The sequence below is a fragment of the Arthrobacter sp. AK01 genome, assembly GCF_021109375.1.
Classification (GTDB): domain Bacteria; phylum Actinomycetota; class Actinomycetes; order Actinomycetales; family Micrococcaceae; genus Arthrobacter.
On the sequence record NZ_JAJOHP010000001.1, the window covers coordinates 116,639 to 134,751 of the forward strand.

The following is an 18,113-nucleotide window of genomic DNA, read 5'->3' on the forward strand; positions in this document are numbered from 1 at the left end:
CTGCAGAGTCGCAGCAATCAACATGTGATGGAGGCGTTTGTCGATGTCGTCAGGATCCAGCGTAGAGGATCGGTCCGATGCAGCAGTTGTCCGGGAGGGGTTCTTTGGTGACTACTATGAGCACCTCGCAGAGGAGGACTCCCGCGCATACTCTCCTGAGCTTCTGATATCGCGGGCTACCAATCACAGAAGTGTCGCGCAGTCCCGTTTGCCGGGCAACGCCGTCGTCGAGATCGCCAGTGAGGCTGACCGAAGCGTCGTCTACATCGTCACGGACGATATGCCGTTCCTTGTCGACTCTGTTAACGCAGAACTCGTTCGCCAGAACTGCGCCATCAGGTTGGTAATGCACCCCTTGTTCGTGGTCACCCGTGATCGGGTGTCCGGGGAACTGCGCAATATTTCCAGAGTTCCGTCCAACGTCGGAATATCCAGCGGCGATACCGCTGCCTTACCCAGCATTGCCCATCTTCTCGGTGACGGCGACAACGCCTCCCATATGGAGTCGTGGATCGCTGTGGAAATCGACCGGGTCAGCGACGAAGCCCGTGCAGAATTGATCGCAGGACTGCAACGTGTCCTCGGTGATGTCAAGGCGGCGGTCGAGGACTGGCCAAAGATGCGTAGCAAAGCACTTGAACTGGCTGAAGCACTTGGGAGCGTATCCCACCCTGAACAAGTCGCCGAACTCCGGCAGGCCCAGGATCTCTTGCGGTGGCTGGATAACGGTAACTTCACGTTCTTGGGATACCGCGAATACGATCTCGTTGACGAAGAAGGTGAGGACGTCCTTCAACTGCGTGACGACAGCGGTCTTGGGCTTCTCCGCGCGGGCGACACCACACGCCAGGTCCAGCATCTGACCGATGCCGGTCGTAAGCGTGCCCGGGAAAAGCGCGCACTGGTGATCACCAAAGCGAACTCCCGGTCCACAGTTCACCGGCCCGCGTATCTCGACTACATCGGAGTCAAGAGCTTTGACGCTTTGGGCAACGTTAATGGGGAGCGGCGCTTCATCGGGCTATTCGCAACGAGTGCGTATACAGGATCTGTCCGGAACATCCCCATCGTTCGCGACAAGGTCGACGCCGTACTGCGGAACGCAGGGTTCCCGATTGACTCTCATTCCGGCAAGGACCTCCTCGGCATTCTGGAGACGTACCCGCGTGATGAACTGTTCCAGATCGAAATAGCGGACCTGGCTGCCACAGCTACCGGCATTCAGCGCCTGCAGGAACGCCGCCGGACCAAGCTCTTCCTCCGCCCTGACATCTATGGCCGCTTCATGTCCGCAGTCGTATATCTGCCCCGCGACCGCTACACCACCAGCGTTCGCCTTCGGATCGAGCAAGAACTACGGGAAACCTTCCAAGCTGAGAGCATCGATTACGAGGCTCGAATAACCGAGTCTGCCTTGGCTCGTGTCTTCTTCCGGATCAGGCTGCCACGTACAGCTGAACTCGCTGAAGTCAACGTGGCGGAGCTCGAACACCGGCTGATGAGGGCATCCCGATCCTGGAGCGAAGGTGTTGCCGAGGTCCTCCGCGAACACCGCCCCGCGGAGAATGCCGATGTCCTGTCTGCGCTGTGGGCCGAGGCATTCCCGGCAGGCTACCGCGTCGACTACGAGGTTGAGGATGCGCTGGAGGACATCGAACGCTTCGAGAAATACGGAGCGCAGGCCGAGCGTGCCGGGGAAGCAACCAAGCAGGTCAAGCCGGGTGTTCACGTGTACCTTCCCGACGGTGCCGGCGAAGCCTTGGAGGAGGACGCCCGCGTCAAGCTCTACCTCATGGAGCCCAAGAGCTTGAGCCAGATCCTTCCGTACTTCCATAATCTTGGCCTTGAGGTATTGGACGAACGGCCTTTCGAAATAGAAACGTCCGACCACCGCGACTTCTTCCTTTACGACCTCGGGCTGAAGTATCCCGCCGGTGTCGATCCCATCGCCACCGGCGACCTTCTCGCCGATTCCTTTGGAGCTGCCGTCACGGGGGCCGTGGAATCGGATAACTTTGACCGTCTGGTGCTGCGTGAAGGCATGCACTGGCGGCAGGTGGTGGTTCTCCGCGCGTACGCCAAGTACATGCGCCAAATGGGCAACACCAACTCGTTCGGTTTCATAGCCGACACGCTTCTGGGCAACCCCGATGTCGCCCGGGGGCTTAACGCCCTCTACTCCGCCCGCTTCGATCCTGCGGTAGCGGAGGATCTCCGGCCTGAACGCCAAGCCGCCGCCCGGGCAGCCCTCTCGGAGTCCATTGAGCAGGTTGCCACCTTGGATGCGGACCGTGTACTGCGCACTTTCGTGAACCTGATTGAGTCCACCCTGCGGACCAACTATTTCCAGAACAAGGAATACCTCAGCTTCAAGCTGGACCCTACGTCGATTGACGGGCTGCCCTTCCCACGTCCCATGTTCGAGATCTGGGTCTACTCTCCCCGGGTAGAGGGCGTTCACCTGAGGTTCGGAAAGGTGGCCCGCGGCGGCCTTCGCTGGTCGGACCGCAGGGAAGATTTCCGGACCGAGATCCTCGGCCTCGTGAAGGCGCAGACTGTCAAGAACGCAGTCATCGTGCCTACTGGCGCCAAGGGTGGGTTCTTTGCCAAGAAACTTCCCAACCCGGCAACCGACCGTGCAGCCTGGATGGCTGAAGGAATTGAGAGCTACAAGACCTTCATCCGGGGTCTGCTCGACATCACCGACAACCTCGTAACTTCGGCTGATGGCGAGAGGCTTGTACCGCCGTCGGACGTCGTTCGACACGACGGCGACGACTCCTATTTGGTGGTGGCAGCGGATAAAGGAACGGCGACGTTCTCTGACACCGCCAACGGGCTGGCTGCCGATTATGGCTTCTGGCTGGGCGATGCCTTTGCCTCCGGCGGATCCGTCGGCTACGACCACAAGGCCATGGGTATCACTGCACGTGGTGCGTGGGAGTCAGTCAAGAGGCACTTCAGCGAGCTCGACCTGGACACCCAGACCGAAGAATTCACCGTAGTTGGTGTTGGCGACATGTCCGGTGACGTCTTCGGTAACGGGATGCTGCTTTCCCGTCACATCCGGCTTCTGGCGGCTTTCGACCACCGGCACATCTTCCTTGATCCTGCACCTGATGCCGCGACGTCCTTTGCGGAACGGCAGAGACTGTTCGAATTGCCTCGGTCGTCCTGGGACGACTATGACAGGTCGCTCATCAGCGAAGGTGGCGGCGTTTACCCGCGCCATGCCAAGACCATCCCGGTTTCCGACCAAGTCCGCAAGGCCCTGGGCTTGCCCGATGGCACGACGCAGCTGAGTCCGCCCGAACTTCTTCGTGCGATTTTGTTGGCTCCGGCAGACCTTCTCTACAACGGCGGCATTGGCACGTACGTCAAGGCCAGCACGGAAACACATGCGGCCGTTGGCGACAAAGCAAATGATGCCATTCGTGTGGACGGCCGCGACCTTCGGGTCAAGGTCGTGGGCGAAGGCGGAAACCTCGGTTTGACGCAGCGCGGACGTATCGAAGCGGCCTTGCAGGGGGTCATCCTTAATACAGACGCGATCGACAACTCTGCCGGAGTGGACTGCTCCGACCACGAGGTCAACATCAAGATCTTCGTTGATCGCATGGTCGCGGCCGGAAAGCTGGATGCTGCAGAGCGCGCGTCTTTCCTGGCGGCCATGACGGACGAAGTGGGACGCCTCGTCCTGCAGGACAATATCGACCAAAACATCCTGCTCCTGAACGATCGGACACGGGTTGCCGACTGGAGCCCGAGTTACGAGCGCCTGATGGACTGGCTGGAGAAGTCTGCCGACCTCAAGCGTGATCTTGAAGCGTTGCCCACCACGGATACCCTTCGTGCGAGGTTGGAGCAGGGCCAGGGTTTGACGTCGCCCGAACTGGCGGTCCTGGCCGCCTACGCCAAGATCGAGCTCGGCGCTGCGTTGCGGGACAGCAACCTTGCCGACGATCCTTGGTTTGCGGACACCATCCGCAACTACTTCCCCCAGCAATTGCGGGAGAAATTCGACGCCGAGCTGGACACCCACCCCCTGCGGCGCGAGATCATCGCAACTGTAGTGGCCAATGACATCATCAACCTGGGCGGCATCACGTTTGCTTTCCGGGCGATCGAAGAGACGTCGGCGAACGAGGTAGCAGTCGCCAAGGCATTCGTGGCGCTGCGTGAAATCTATGACCTCGATCCCATGGTGGCGGAGCTGAACGCACTCCCTGCATCTTTCCCGACGGAACACTGGAGTGAAGTCCACCTGGATATCCGTCGACTGCTCGACCGGGCAGTGCGATGGGTGCTGGGACAAGGGATGGCGTCACAGCCGATTTCCAAGGTTGTCGAATCATTCAAGCCGATGATGGTGCCTTTGAGGGCCAAACTCCTGGACTACCTTCGGGGCGAGGACAAGGTCCGCATTACTAGTTGGCTGGAGAAAGCCCGCGGCTGGGAGCTGCCTGAGCATCTTGCCCACCGGTGGGTGGAGCTCTTCGAGAGTTACGCACTTTTGGACATCTCCAGGATTGCCCAAGGCGGCGGCGACAGCGTCGAGGATGTTGCGCATGTCTATTACACCGTGTTCAACCGCTTCCACGTGGACTCGCTGCTGGAACGAATAAGTTCATTGCCGCGGGATGACCGTTGGCAGGCGCTGGCTCGGGCAGCACTTCGGGATGACTTGTACTCGACAGTGGCGGATATGACGACGTCGGTCCTTGAGTCGACGGAGTCCGGCACCGTGGCTGAAGACCGGCTGAGGGCTTGGGAAGGCCAGAATGCCGAGCAACTCGGGCGTGCCAAGACCATGTTTGATGAGGTCAACGCTCTCGAAGCCGACGACATGGCTTCACTGTCGGTAGCATTAAGGCTCTTGAGGTCAATCGTTCGACGCTAGGGCAACACCCGGCGTCGCAAATGGAGGTGCAGTGGCAATCTTTACAGACCCCATCAGGGAACACGCTGATTTCGGGCCTGGCGATGCCGAATGGCTGCACCTCCTCGTCGGTGACTGGCAGATGGTCGCTGACTTGGCTTTCGCGGACCTCGCGCTGTGGTTCCCGCATCCGGAGTTTGGGTACATCGCCCTCGCCCACGTTCGTCCGTCGACATCCCATACGGTGTTCCACGCGGACTTCGTGGGGGAGGGCATCCGATCTGACCTCCGCCCCTTGGTGGACAAGGCATGGAACAGCCGTTCCATCGAACGTTCCAGCGAGACAAGCTGGAGCAGCGAGATGGCGCTTCGGGTTGAAGCTGTCCCCATGGTGCGCAACGGCAGGACACTCGCGGTTGTCACGTCCCACATGGACCTGTCCAGCTCCCGCATGCCTTCAAGGCTGGAACTGACGTACCGCCAGTGCGCGTATGACCTCTTGCGGATGGGAACCCTCGGGCTGTGGCCCGATTTCGCTTCTCCGACGGGTTCTCGGCGAGGAGCGCCGCGTGTAGGGGACGGCCTTATCAGGCTCGATGCCGAAGGCATCGTCCAGTATGCCAGCCCGAATGGCGTCTCTGCCTTCCGCCGACTCGGTGAAGTTGAGTCACTCGAGGGCCGGTCTCTGGCGGAAGTGACAGCTGGCCTCCTCAAGGACCGCCGCATGGTGGACGAGACACTGCCGTTGGTCGTCACCGGCCGAATGCCTTGGCGCAGCGAGATTGAATCAAGGGGCGTCAGTCTTTCCCTGCGGGCCATTCCTTTGCGAGATGAGCAGCATCGATTCGGTGCCCTTGTCTTGTGCCGTGACGTCTCGGAATTGAGGCGAAGGGAAATGGAGCTCGTCACCAAGGACGCCACCATCCGGGAAATCCATCACAGGGTAAAGAACAATCTTCAAACTGTGGCGGCCCTGCTGCGCATGCAATCGCGGCGCATGGTCAGCGACGAAGCTAAGCAGGGTCTGGAACAAGCGATGCGACGCGTGGCCACCATCGCGCTGGTGCACGAGACCCTTTCCCAGGGGCTAACGCAGAGTGTCGATTTTGACGAACTGATTGGGCGTCAGTTCCGGCTGTCTGCCGAAGTCGCGTCACCGTCCCAACAGGTGCGAACCGAGCGCTCGGGGATGTTCGGCGAGTTGCCCAGTGATTTTGCCACCCCTCTGGCGTTGGTGATCAACGAACTTGTTACCAACGCCGTGGAGCATGGCCTTGAGGGCCGTACGGGTACGGTGTGGCTGTTGGCAGATCGGGCAGATGGCGACGGCAACGACGAATTTCTGACCGTGACAATCGCCGACGACGGCGTGGGGCTGCCGGACGGACAGTACACGGAGGGCCTGGGCTTGCAGATCGTCCGCACGTTGGTGACAAGCGAGCTCGGTGGATCCATCCAGTGGAGCCCACGCGACGGAGGGGGCACCGCCGTCGAAATCGTCTTGAACCTGGCGCGCGCGTAGGACTTCGGATGGTCCCTCAACTACCCGGGAGAGCGCACCACTGAAGCTTGGCTTAAAAGCTGACGCTTGGCTTAAAGAGAAAGGCCGGGCGGCGGCCAAGGGCGCGGCCGGGCGAGGTGGGGTGGTGGGTGGTGCGGCGGGGGGGGGGGGGGGGGGGCGCGGGGGGGGCCCCCCCGCCGGGGGAGACCAGCACCCCCCCCCCCCCCCCCCCCCCCCCCCCCCCCCCCCCCCCCCCCCCCCCCCCCCCCCCCCCCCCCCCCCCCCCCCCCCCCCCCCCCCCCCCCCCCCCCCCCCTTCCTTGATCCTGAGGTCTAGGAAGCGCGGCGTGCGCGGGCGGCGCGACGCTTGAGGGCCCGACGTTCGTCTTCACTCATGCCGCCCCAAACACCGGCGTCTTGTCCGGACTCCAAAGCCCACTGCAAGCAGGTGTCCACGACGGGGCAGCGGCGGCAGACGCTTTTGGCTTCCTCGATCTGCAGAAGTGCGGGTCCGGTGTTGCCGACTGGGAAGAAGAGCTCCGGGTCCTTGTCGAGGCAGGCTGCGCGATTACGCCAATCCATGCTGATCAGTCACTCCATTCGTGAGAACTAGATAGGCCTTTTGTGAAAACATTCACGAGAGGCTCCAAAGGAAAGGGGCCCGCATGGGCCCCCTTGGTCGTCTGAGTCAAGCGTTTCATGTTAACGCCTTGTAAACAAGGGGTGTTAGTGGTCGAAATGCCCGGAATCCGTGAGCGATGCATCACATCAGCCGCCAGTGCCCTCACTGCTAGACGACTATGTCCGGTAGTGTGCCAGTGTGTCAAGACCTCCCGTAAACCCCGCCCAACCCGCCTCCGGACCGGAGCCTAGGGACGATTCAGATGTGCAGGCGCACCACAAAACCAGCGGCCCGGGCGGCAGTCACCGACCCCGGGGCGTCCTCGTGATTTCCGCCGTAGTCCTGTTGGAAGCCCTCGCTCTCCTAGGTGCCGCCGCGTGGTACGCGTTCGAACTCCTCACCGGGGCGCCGGTGCTGACTTTTTGGGGAGCTGTCTTTACTCTGGGGCTCCTCCTGGCTTTCTCGGCGTGGTTGTTCGCAGTGGGCCATTTCCTGTTCCGCGGATATCGATGGACGCGGGCGGCGGCGCTGGTGGCCCAGCTGTTTGTCCTAACCATTGGGTTCCCCACTATGACCGCCGGGCTGGTACTGCAGGGCCTCGCGATGGTCGTCCCTGCAATTGCGGCGATCGTCTTCCTCTTCCACAAGGACGTTATTGCTTACGCATCACGCACAGGCGGTACGCCCGGGGTCCTCTAAGGCAACTGCGCTGGCGAATCATGCTTGCACCTGGGGCGGAAAGCCCGTTCCCAGCACTCCTTGAAACGGTTGCACATCAGCTCCGTTCACGAGATAGCCGCGACCAGCGTGGGCTGTCCGGTCGACTTCAAGACGGACACCAAGGAGTTCGCCATCGTGGGGTGTTCGCGGTGCCAGGACCAAACCCGTGCGCCAGGTTTGCACTTCCCGGACAAGTGGCAGTTGCTGGACCAGTGCAGGCCCTGGAGTGGCCGTCAGGACGACGCCGCGGACGCCTTCCACCAAGCTGGCGAGAGCCTGGCGGCCTTGCTTGTCCAAAGAGTCAGCGTCGTCTACCAGCAGAATGCTGTTGGGGTTCAGGCCTCCTTCGGCTGCCTTTCGTGCGACTGACGCCCAAAACGGGGCAGGGGAAGTTCCAACGGTTGGGAAGACCCATGGAACAGAGGGATTTAGGTTGTGGAGGGAGGCCAGCGTTGAGCTCTTCCCGGAGAGAGGGCTTCCGAGGATAACGGTGACAGCGTGTAAACGGAGGGGCAACGACAGAGGGATGGCTTCGTCACCTCCAACGCCGACCCAGAGTTGCGCCCCCGAGCTGCCTTCAGGATGGCCCGGCCCGCTTGTGGCGCCACGTTGATCGGACCACGATGCGGAACCCTGACCTGCACGCATCCGCTGAGCCTCGAACGTCTCCAGCCGGTCGCGGAATTCGTGTTCGCTGAGGCGACCCGGGAGGGGCCTTAGGCGGAACGGAGGTTCCGATGACGTGATGTTCGCGAACGGCCAACTTCCTATGTCCGGAGCTTCACGAAAATGTGTGACGGTGAGCTCTCCTCCGACGAAGCTGCCCGTGGTTATGGCGCGGCCCGGAAGTGGTTCCACGTCCGGAAGGCGCGGCCAGTGGAACCTCGATTCTTCCGTGGACCCGAGAGGGAAATAGGCACGACTCTGTATCGCCGCAAAAAAGCGTGAGCTGACCAGTTCCCGGTCGCCACAAATCAACACTGTGATGCCCAAGGGGCAGCCGTCCCTCACGATATCCTGCAGGACACCCTCTGCCCACGCTGAAGGTCCGGACCGGAACGCGGTTGCCCACGAGCACCACCCCGTGATCATTAACGCCAGTGGTTTGGTCCGGGTGGCTTCATTGGCTCTTCGCCGATGGTCCATTTCCTCTGACAGGCGCCTCAGGACACTGACCGCGAGAGGCAACTCGTGCAGCCCCGCCTTGGCGCCGACTCCTTCCCAGCCATCGAAGTCGCCCAGTATCCCGGCCCCATCCAGGATGTACATGTGTGGTTGAGGCCCGTGTATTGCCAACATGGCAGAGACGGCTCTGAAGCAGTTGTGCATTCCCCCTGAGGGACTGCCGATCATTGCCAGATGGCCGTGCTCGGCCGGCAGCCACAGCAGAGGCTCCACGATTTGGCGGGCCGGTCTGTCAATCAAGGCCAACGGCCCTACTGCCCAAAGTGTGGCTGGTTGTGGGGATTCATCCGAGCCTGGAAGCTCCTCATGCCATCGGATCAGCGAGGGCAGTGGCACAGCTACAGGATGTCTCGGGAGGGGGCTGCCCACCCGACCCCATGCATCCAGGACGGCAGCCGTGAGCTGTTGGACACCAGCATCGGAAAGGCCACTTTGGCGGTTTGACACCGATTGCGCCTCGGAGCGGCGGTGCAGGGCATCCCCGGCCGAACGGACAAGATCCCGCGAGATTTCCCCCCGCCCCTCGGGTGCCGTGGAATCGCTGGAAATGGCCAGGGACGCAGTCTGGAATTCTTCCGGCCTGCCCGAAGCCCGTGCCAGGTATGCCCGCCCCGGCGTGTCCGCACGTATCGAGGCAGCGGCCTTGGAATTGATGATGTCCACGGACTCAGTCTCCGATTGCACTCGAAGGGCGATACTTGAGGTGACGTTTGCCCGGATATCTGCGGTCAGGGCTCCTTGTGGCCTTTGCGTGGCCATCACCAGATGAATGCCAAGGGAGCGGCCGATGGCAGCGACTCTCATGAGTTCACTAAGAGCGCCGGGGGCCTGGTCTATCAGCATGCGGAATTCGTCGATCACCAACACAAGATGCGGGATGGGAGGAAACTCGTCCGAAGCGGCGTGGCGATATTGGGTTAGATCCGTGACACCTGCCGCTGCGAACAGTTCCTCGCGATGCCTGACCTCTCCGCGAAGGGAAGCCAACGCACGATCCAGATGGTGCCTGCCGAGGTCCGTCAGGAGGCCGACACAGTGTGGCAGTCCGGAAAGTGGCCGCAGCCCTGAACCGCCTTTGAAATCAAAAAACAGGAACGTTGTATGGGCGGGAGAATAGCTCAGCGCTATTGAAGCGACGAGCGTCCTGAGAAGTTCCGACTTTCCGGATCCGGTGGTCCCGGCAACCAGCAGGTGGGGACCGTCGAGTTTTAAATCAAATCCAACCCACCCTCCCGGGCCCTGGCCCAGCACAGCCGAAAGTCCGTCCAGCATTGCGGTCTGTTCCCAACGAAGGAGGATCCTTCGTGGTCCGAGTGGAAGCAGATCGGTCAGGGAGCATCGGAGAGGAACATTACGGCCGATGCCGGCACTGTCAGGGCGGGGTATCGACGCCAGATTTCGGCAGAATGCGTCGAAGACTCCCTCAGGGACCAGATCCGGAACGAAAGTCCGGCGCTCGCCGCCAAACTCCAAATAGCCCGTTGTCCCGGACTGCGAAATTTCGACGAGGGGTCCAGCCCGTTCGGCCGATGTCCCGCAACGCACTACTTGCCACCCTGCCAGACGAGCTGAATTGACGACGGCGGTAAGGACGTCGTCTTGACAGCCCGGATGGTCCAGCACGATCAGCCGGCCGTCCGGGCTGTTTTTCAGGTGGTCAAGGGCAGCGAGAGCGGCCTCAGGATTGGTCGTAAGAATCACTTCAGGCAGGAATCTGGCGCTCATGGGCAGCCTCCCGAGGCGTCCAAGAAAAATGACAGCGGACTCTGCCGCGCAGGGGTATGCGGCAAGCTGCATCACCATGAAACGGAGCACGGCGTCCACGTGACTGTTCGGCCCCCGCAGAGTTACCTCAGCATGCCGTGGATCCAACGTCACTGGCACAAAGCCGATTGTTGGCGGACTGAACAGGGGATCATCGGGAGCCCATCGGATGTTCGCCGACTCTTCCGCTGTGCCGAGCCGGATCCATACCCCTGACGGCTCACCTCCTGATTGTGATGATGAACCCAGCAGTGCTGCTGAAACAGCCGGCTCCTGGGCTGTTTCAGCAATCGGCCTGCCTAAGGCCCCGGACCTACCATGCGCAGCAAGCACCAGCTCTGCGGCAGACGGCGAGCACCGACGGCGCCGGTCAGCATCTTCCCGCGCCGCGCGCGCTACAGCGAGTCTGCACTCCCGTCGGCTTTTGCGGCCAGTGAGGAATGGGACAAGGAGGCTTACTGCCGAGATGGCTGTGAAACCCAAGTACATCCACATCCCCGTGGCAACAGCCAGTCCGATCCCGGCAATCAAGGGCAGCCCCGCCGTCAGGATCACGGCCGCACGGTTTCCGGATTTTCCCGCATGCGATACCTCCAGGGCCTCTTCCACGGAGCGGCCGGCATTGGTTGAAATATCCAGAAGTGGACCGCTTTCGGCGGAGACTGTGAACGTGGAGTTGCCGCACCGGATCGTTGATTCGGAGGTAACTGACATGTGGCGGATGGGCTGTTCATCCACGAGGACCGGGTTGGCAGCCTCGACGTCCGTTAAAGTGAGGGAGGTGCTGGATACCTCCAGGACGGCGTGCTCCCGGGACATGCCCGGATCTGGTACCGAGAGATCGACCGGACCCCTGCCTAATCGGAACCGGCCGCGTTGAATCCGGAAGACCTTACCTGCGCTGGGGCCGGAGTGGGTAAGAAGTATCAAAGACATGCACTCCGGTCCAAAGTCGCGCTTCTGCACGGTGCCATCCACTATGACAACGCCTGACACCAGGGGCGGTATGCCAACCGTAAGGGTGGATAGATCCTGTCCCTTGACGAATAACCTGCCAGTTCCACGTTCGCGCATGAGAATGGATTCAAGATGGGCGCCGGACGTGCCGGCAGGAACCGCGATGGTTAGTTCCTCCGGAGTGGGGGGCTCCGCGGCAACGGGGCCGCGTACCAATGTGCACTCCAATGTCATTGCTTCCCTCTCCCGCCTCATCAATGGGTGGTCTTGACCCTCGCTGGCCTGAACACTACGGCCGACGTTATGGGCTTGGAGCCGGGACCGCAGCACCCGGTGCGGCGTATGTGGACAACCCGGGCTGGGCCACTACGCTGGTGAGCTTGACGCTGGGGCATGGTGTCTCGGCTAAGATGAATCTCGTTGTCGCGTGTGCTCAATGAGGAAGGACCTTCACCGGTGATAGTGGTTGCGGAGAGCGCCGATGTTTCAGACAAGGCGGTAATTGGTGATGGATCAAAGATTTGGCATCTGGCCCAAGTCCGCGAGCAGGCCGAATTGGGCGTCAATTGCATCGTAGGACGGGGTGCCTATATCGGCACTGGGGTCAAGATGGGGGACAACTGCAAGGTCCAGAACTATGCACTTGTCTACGAGCCCGCGGTACTTGAAGCCGGAGTTTTCATCGGCCCGGCCGTAGTGCTGACAAACGACACCTACCCCCGTGCGGTCAGCCCGGATGGCAGCTTGAAGAGCGCTCACGATTGGGAGCCGGTAGGCGTCACTATTCGTGAAGGTGCATCAATCGGTGCCCGTGCCGTCTGCGTCGCTCCAGTAACCATTGGTCGGTGGGCCACAGTTGCCGCCGGAGCCGTCGTGGCCAAGGATGTCCCTGATTTTGCCCTGATGGTCGGAGTTCCGGCCAAGCGCCACGGTTGGGTCGGCAAAGCTGGTTTCCCGCTGCAGCGCAGCGGTGAGAACTGGGTATGTCCGGAAACCGGCGCAACGTATGTTGAACAGAACGAGACCCTTCGAGAGGTAGAGGCATGAGCCCCGAATTCATTCCCCCGGCCAAACCCATCATCGGCGATGAAGAGCGCAGGGCCGTCGATGCCGTGCTGGCCTCGGGCCAACTCGCCCAGGGCTCGGAGGTGGCGTCCTTTGAGCAGGAGTTTTCGCAGGTCCTCCTCGATGGCAGGGCAGCCGTTGCCGTTAACTCCGGCACTTCCGGTTTGCACCTGGGCCTTTTGGCAGCGGGCATTGGGGCTGGGGACGAGGTCATCGTCCCGTCATTCACGTTTGCTGCGACCGCAAACTCGGTAGCGCTGACTGGTGCCACTCCTGTTTTCGCCGATGTGGACCCGGACCACTACACGCTGGACCCGGCTTCGGTCGAGGCGAAAATCACGGATCGCACCGCTGCCATCATGCCCGTACACCTTTATGGGCACCCGTTTAATGTTGACGCCATCGGTGCACTCGCCGCTAAGCACGGTGTCAAGGTTTTCGAAGACGCGGCCCAAGCTCATGGTGCAGCCGTCAACGGGCGCAAGGTGGGTACATTCGGCGACTTCGCTATGTTCAGCCTTTACCCCACGAAGAACATGACGTCAGGCGAAGGCGGCATGGTCAGCACTGGTCTGGCGGATGTTGAACGTCGACTGAGGCTGCTCCGCAACCAAGGCATGGAACGCCAGTACGAAAATGAACTGGTCGGTTTCAACTGCCGCATGACAAACATCCACGCTGCCATCGGCCGCGTTCAGCTCACCAAAGTCAATGGTTGGACGAAGACCCGTCAGGAAAACGCAGCATTCTTTGATGCAAACATCGAAGGTGTCGTGACCCCCAAGGTCGCCGAAGGCTACGAGCACGTTTACCACCAGTACACGATTCGCATTGCCGAGGACCGTGACGGGTTTGCGAAGGCCCTCCGCGAGGAGTACAACGTTGGGTGCGGCGTTTACTACCCCATCCCCAACCACCGGCTTGCGCCTTTCCAGACCTCGGATGACCTCCCCGTCACTGAAGAAGCAGCAGCAAGCGTGCTGTCGCTCCCGGTGCACCCGTCCCTCAGCCAGGACGACCTTGACCGGATTGTTGCCGCTGTCAACGCCGTTGCCAAGGCAGGCAGCTAGTGGCGAATCTGCGCGCCGGCCTTATTGGACTGGGCATGATGGGTCGCCACCACGCCCGCGTCATCCGTGAACTGGAGGGCGTTGACCTGGTCGCCGTCGCCGATTCTTTCGGGGACCCCCACAACGTTGCCGACGGCCTGACAGTGTTCAACACGGTCGAGGAGCTCATTGCGCAGGGAATAGACATGGCCGTAGCGGCCGTGCCTACCATCCTGCACGAAGAAGTGGCACTTCAGCTGGCCGAGGCCGGTGTGCACTGCCTCGTTGAAAAGCCGATCGCGAACGACTCCGAGTCCGGCCGTCGCATTGCCGAAGCCTTTGAATCCAAAGGACTTATCGGTGCTGTCGGGCACATTGAACGGTTCAACCCTTCTCTGCAGAGCCTCCGGGACCGTTTGGAGAACGGCGACCTGGGTGAGGTCTACCAAATCAGCACGAGAAGGCAAGGACCGTTCCCGGCCCGCATCGCAGACGTAGGCGTGGTCAAGGACCTGGCAACCCATGACATCGACCTCACGGCGTGGCTGGCCCAGAGCAATTTCATCAACGTCGTGGCCCACACCACCTCCCGCAGCGGACGCGAGCACGAAGACATGGTTACGGCTATTGGCCATCTCAAGAGTGGGGTCGTGACAAACCACATCGTCAACTGGCTATCGCCCATGAAGGAACGCACTACGGTGGTTCTTGGCGAACGCGGGGCGTTCATCGCCGATACCATTTCCGCCGACCTTACGTTCGTGGAGAACGGGACGTTCCAGACGGACTGGGATTCGGTTGCAGCCTTCCGGGGCGTTTCCGAGGGATCCTCGACCCGCTTCGCGCTGGCGAAGCGCGAACCCCTCAAAATGGAGCATGAGGCCTTCCGTGATGCAGTTCTCGGAAAGTCACTGAACATCGTCACGATGGCAGAGGGGCTTGAGACTCTGCGGGTTGCGGAGGCCGTTTTGGCTTCGGCAAAATCCGGCTCAGTCATCGCTCTCTGAGCCATCCACATAAAGCAAGGCACCGAGGGGAGGCTGGCCGCCGGCCAGTCTCCCTTTGCCGTTTCCCGACGCCGCCCATCACCACCGTGTGCCGCCCCGGATACGGGGAACCCTCGTCATGTCGGGTAGCCTTGACCAGTAGACGTGGGCATTTCTGTGCCCGCACGCCAATACACAGGAGAGTTTGTGAACGCTGATCTCGTCGTCGTCGGCTCGGGTTTCTTTGGCCTGACCATTGCAGAACGCGCCGCTACCGAGTTGGGGCTGAAGGTCGCGGTGCTTGATCGCCGCCACCATATTGGAGGAAACGCCTACAGCGAGAATGAGGCCCAGACAGGAATCGAGGTACACCGCTACGGCGCGCACCTCTTCCACACGTCGAATGAACGCGTCTGGGATTATGTGAACCGCTTCACCAAGTTCACCAGCTACCAGCACAAGGTTTACACCAGCCATAAGGGCGAGGTTTACCCCATGCCCATCAACCTGGGCACCATCAACCAGTTCTTCCGCTCGGCCATGAGCCCAACGGAGGCGAAGGCACTTATTGCCGAACAGGCCGGCGAGTTGGCTGGAACTGATCCGCAGAACCTCAATGACAAGGGCATCCAGCTGATTGGCCGCCCCTTGTACGAAGCCTTCATCAAGCACTACACGGGCAAGCAGTGGCAGACGGATCCCAAGGACCTGCCGGCTGAAATTATTTCGCGGCTTCCCGTGCGTTACAACTATGACAACCGGTACTTCAATGACACCTACGAAGGGCTCCCGGTTGACGGCTACACCGCCTGGATTGAGCGTATGGCCGATCACCCGAACATTGAAGTCGTCCTGAACACGGATTTCTTCGACGACGGCGAGTTCGGCAGGTCATCAGTCCTCGGTCAGGTGCCAGTCATCTACACAGGCCCGGTGGATCGTTACTTCGACTATGCCGAGGGTGACCTGTCGTGGCGAACCATCGACCTTGAAGAAGAAGTCCTCCCCATTGAGGACTTCCAGGGTTGTTCCGTCATGAACTACCCGGACGAAGACGCGGCCTACACGCGAATCCATGAATTCCGCCACTTCCACCCCGAGCGGGACTACACCAAGGACGCGACGGTCATCATGCGGGAGTTCTCGCGCTTTGCCGAAAAAGGCGACGAGCCGTACTACCCGGTCAATACCTCTGATGACCGCCAGAAGCTGCTGGCCTATCGCGACCTCGCACGCGACGAGAAGTCTGTCCTGTTCGGCGGTCGCCTGGGCACGTACAAGTACCTCGACATGCACATGGCCATTGGCTCCGCCTTGTCCATGTACGACAACAAGATCAAGCCGCACTTCACTGGCGGCGCCAAGCTTGAAAGCGGGGGAGTGGACGCATGACGGCTACTACAAACGAAAGTCAGAAGACGGCGATGACAACCACGGACGCACCGGCTAAAGAAAACCTCCGCATCGTTCAGCGTGTGGTGTTCCCTGCAAACCGTGACCTTGACACCCTTCCGCTGTACGTCGACCCTGACACCAGCAAGGTGAAGAAGGAAGATGGCGAAAGCAGCACCGTAGTCCAGGCAGTTGGCATGGCGCGGAAACTCCATCCGGAAGACATCCTGGACCGGGGTTCCGTGCAGGTTCGTCGTGGAGAACGACTTTCCTTTGGATCGTACTTCAACGCTTTCCCGGCAAGCTATTGGCGGAAATGGACCGTCGCCACGAAGACAGTCCTGCACCTTGACACCGAAGGCGAGGGGACGGTCATTGTTTACCGCTCCAACGCCCGTGGCGCCTCACAGCGTGTGGATTCCATCCTCGTCGAAGGCGCAGCCAGTAACGACTTCGAGTTGACCCTTGCGCCGTTTGGCGACGGCGGCTGGTACTGGTTCGATCTGATCGCCGGCGGCGATGGCATGACCCTCAAGGGCGCACACTGGGCAGTTCCGGACGAAGGCCGCTCACAAGGACGGGTCACGCTCGGGGTAACGACATTCAACCGCGCGGACTACTGCCTCGAAACCATCAAGTCGATTGACGCTGACGCTGGGCTGAGGGAGATCCTCGCGGAGTTGATCATCGTCGACCAAGGCAACAAAAAGGTTGCCGACGAGGCCGGGTTTGATGCAGTCGCTGAGTCGATGGGTGACCAGCTGCGCGTTATCAACCAGGGTAATCTGGGCGGCTCGGGCGGCTTCGCCCGCAACATGTACGAGATGGTCGTTTCCGACAAGAGCGATTACGTCATGCTGTTGGATGACGATATTGAGCTTGAGACAGAGGGCGTCATGCGTGCAGTGGCGTTCGCTGATCTCTGCCGCAAGCCAACCATCGTCGGCGGACATATGTTTGACATGTACAACAAGTCTGTCCTCCACGCCTACTCGGAAGTCGTCAACTTCTACCGCTTCCTGTGGGGACCGGTCGAAGGCCTTGGCAACCACGACTTCTCTGCTGCAGGGTTGCGGTCCACCCCTCAGCTGCACAGGCGTTGGGATGCCGACTATAACGGTTGGTGGATGTGCCTCATCCCCAAGACCGTGGTGGAAACCATCGGCCTTTCCCTGCCCGTCTTCATCAAGTGGGATGACGCAGAGTATTCACTGCGCGCCCGTGCAGCCGGGTTCCCGACGGTCACTCTTCCCGGGGCGGCAGTCTGGCACGTCTCCTGGGCCGACAAGGACGACTCTGTTGACTGGCAGGCCTACTACCACGAGCGCAACAGGCTTATCGCGACTCTCCTGCACTCGCCGTTCCCCAAGGGCGGACGCATCCTGCGCGAAAGCCTGAACACGGACGTCAAGCACTTGGTGTCCATGCAGTACTACCCGGAGCAGGCGCGGATCATGGCCCTGCGGGATGTCCTTGAGGGTCCGGGCAACCTGCACCAACAGTTGCCCACCACGATGCCTAAACTCCGTGCAATGCGCGAAGAATTCCAGGACTCACAGGTCAAGACGGATCCCGGGGCCTTCCCGGAGGTCTTCCGGAAGCGTCCCCCCAAGAAGCCGCAGTCCTACAAGCAGCCCGGAGCTTTGGGCTTGCTGCCGTGGGCCGTAAAGACTGTCCTGAAGCAAACGCTAGCCCCCGTGCGTGACTCCGCCAAGGAGAACCCCGAGGCACAGGTGGCGCACCAGGACGGCAAATGGTGGAGCCTTGCGCACCTGGACAGTGCGGTCGTCTCCAATGCGGATGGAACGGGAGCGTCGTGGCACTTGCGTGACCCCAAGCTGGCCCGCCAGCTCGTGGTGGAATCGGCAAAACTGCACGCCCAGCTCTTCTCCAACTGGGAGACCTTGCGGGCCCAGTATCGCGAAGCCCTTCCAGAGATCACTTCCATGGAATCCTGGCGGGAAACTTTTGAAGCGTCGGAGCCCAGCAAGTAG

Annotated in this window: 10 protein-coding genes; 8 read left to right on the forward strand and 2 right to left on the reverse strand. The window is 61.0% G+C overall.

Annotated elements, in window-relative coordinates:
- Window positions 1-43 precede the first annotated feature (43 nt).
- Together LN996_RS00535 and LN996_RS00540 are read left to right on the forward strand one after the other, a co-directional pair.
- Window positions 44-4,900 (forward strand): NAD-glutamate dehydrogenase, encoded by a 4,857-nt coding sequence (locus LN996_RS00535; protein WP_231338007.1) that lies wholly within the window; start codon window positions 44-46, stop codon window positions 4,898-4,900.
- A 31-nt stretch (window positions 4,901-4,931) separates the two neighbouring features.
- Complete coding sequence (locus LN996_RS00540) at window positions 4,932-6,401, forward strand: sensor histidine kinase (RefSeq protein ID WP_231338009.1); 1,470 nt, start codon at window positions 4,932-4,934, stop codon at window positions 6,399-6,401.
- Between the two features lie 311 nt (window positions 6,402-6,712).
- Here LN996_RS00540 and LN996_RS00545 read toward each other — a convergent pair whose 3' ends face one another.
- On the reverse strand, window positions 6,713-6,961 hold the full coding sequence (locus tag LN996_RS00545) for a WhiB family transcriptional regulator (RefSeq protein WP_003804966.1): 249 nt from the start codon (window positions 6,959-6,961) through the stop codon (window positions 6,713-6,715).
- A 364-nt stretch (window positions 6,962-7,325) separates the two neighbouring features.
- Here LN996_RS00545 and LN996_RS00550 point away from each other — a divergent pair, with 364 nt between their 5' ends.
- The gene (locus tag LN996_RS00550; RefSeq protein WP_231338011.1) at window positions 7,326-7,700 is read left to right on the forward strand and encodes a hypothetical protein; all 375 of its coding nucleotides are present in this window, start codon (window positions 7,326-7,328) and stop codon (window positions 7,698-7,700) included.
- An 18-nt stretch (window positions 7,701-7,718) separates the two neighbouring features.
- On the opposite strand, the gene LN996_RS00555 is transcribed toward LN996_RS00550, so the two are convergent.
- Entirely contained in the window at window positions 7,719-11,861 is a 4,143-nt protein-coding gene (locus LN996_RS00555) for an FtsK/SpoIIIE domain-containing protein (RefSeq protein WP_231338013.1), read from the reverse strand.
- Between the two features lie 195 nt (window positions 11,862-12,056).
- Here LN996_RS00555 and LN996_RS00560 point away from each other — a divergent pair, with 195 nt between their 5' ends.
- The 5 genes from LN996_RS00560 (at window position 12,057) to LN996_RS00580 (ending at window position 18,113) form a co-directional block, all read left to right on the forward strand.
- Window positions 12,057-12,674, forward strand: a complete 618-nt coding sequence (locus LN996_RS00560; RefSeq protein ID WP_374110844.1) for an acyltransferase — start codon at window positions 12,057-12,059, stop codon at window positions 12,672-12,674.
- Window positions 12,671-13,762 carry a DegT/DnrJ/EryC1/StrS aminotransferase family protein gene (locus LN996_RS00565; RefSeq protein WP_231338014.1) on the forward strand — a complete coding sequence of 364 codons (1,092 nt, stop codon included), beginning with the start codon at window positions 12,671-12,673 and terminating at the stop codon, window positions 13,760-13,762. The genes LN996_RS00560 and LN996_RS00565 overlap by 4 nt, the downstream gene beginning before the upstream one ends.
- Window positions 13,762-14,748: a Gfo/Idh/MocA family protein gene (locus tag LN996_RS00570; protein WP_231338016.1), complete on the forward strand. Its 987-nt coding sequence runs from the start codon at window positions 13,762-13,764 to the stop codon at window positions 14,746-14,748. Before LN996_RS00565 ends, LN996_RS00570 begins: the two co-directional genes overlap by 1 nt.
- A 186-nt stretch (window positions 14,749-14,934) precedes the next feature.
- Window positions 14,935-16,119: a UDP-galactopyranose mutase gene (gene glf / locus LN996_RS00575; protein WP_231338018.1), complete on the forward strand. Its 1,185-nt coding sequence runs from the start codon at window positions 14,935-14,937 to the stop codon at window positions 16,117-16,119.
- Entirely contained in the window at window positions 16,116-18,113 is a 1,998-nt protein-coding gene (locus LN996_RS00580) for a glycosyltransferase (RefSeq protein ID WP_231338020.1), read from the forward strand. Before glf ends, LN996_RS00580 begins: the two co-directional genes overlap by 4 nt.

Coding starts and splice junctions, on each gene's coding strand:
- LN996_RS00565 (WP_231338014.1), top strand. CDS start 12,671: ATGAGCCCCGAATTCATTCCCCCGGCCAAACCCATCATCGGCGATGAA.
- LN996_RS00535 (WP_231338007.1), top strand. CDS start 44: ATGTCGTCAGGATCCAGCGTAGAGGATCGGTCCGATGCAGCAGTTGTC.
- LN996_RS00580 (WP_231338020.1), top strand. CDS start 16,116: ATGACGGCTACTACAAACGAAAGTCAGAAGACGGCGATGACAACCACG.
- LN996_RS00545 (WP_003804966.1), bottom strand. CDS start 6,961: ATGGATTGGCGTAATCGCGCAGCCTGCCTCGACAAGGACCCGGAGCTC.
- LN996_RS00555 (WP_231338013.1), bottom strand. CDS start 11,861: ATGACATTGGAGTGCACATTGGTACGCGGCCCCGTTGCCGCGGAGCCC.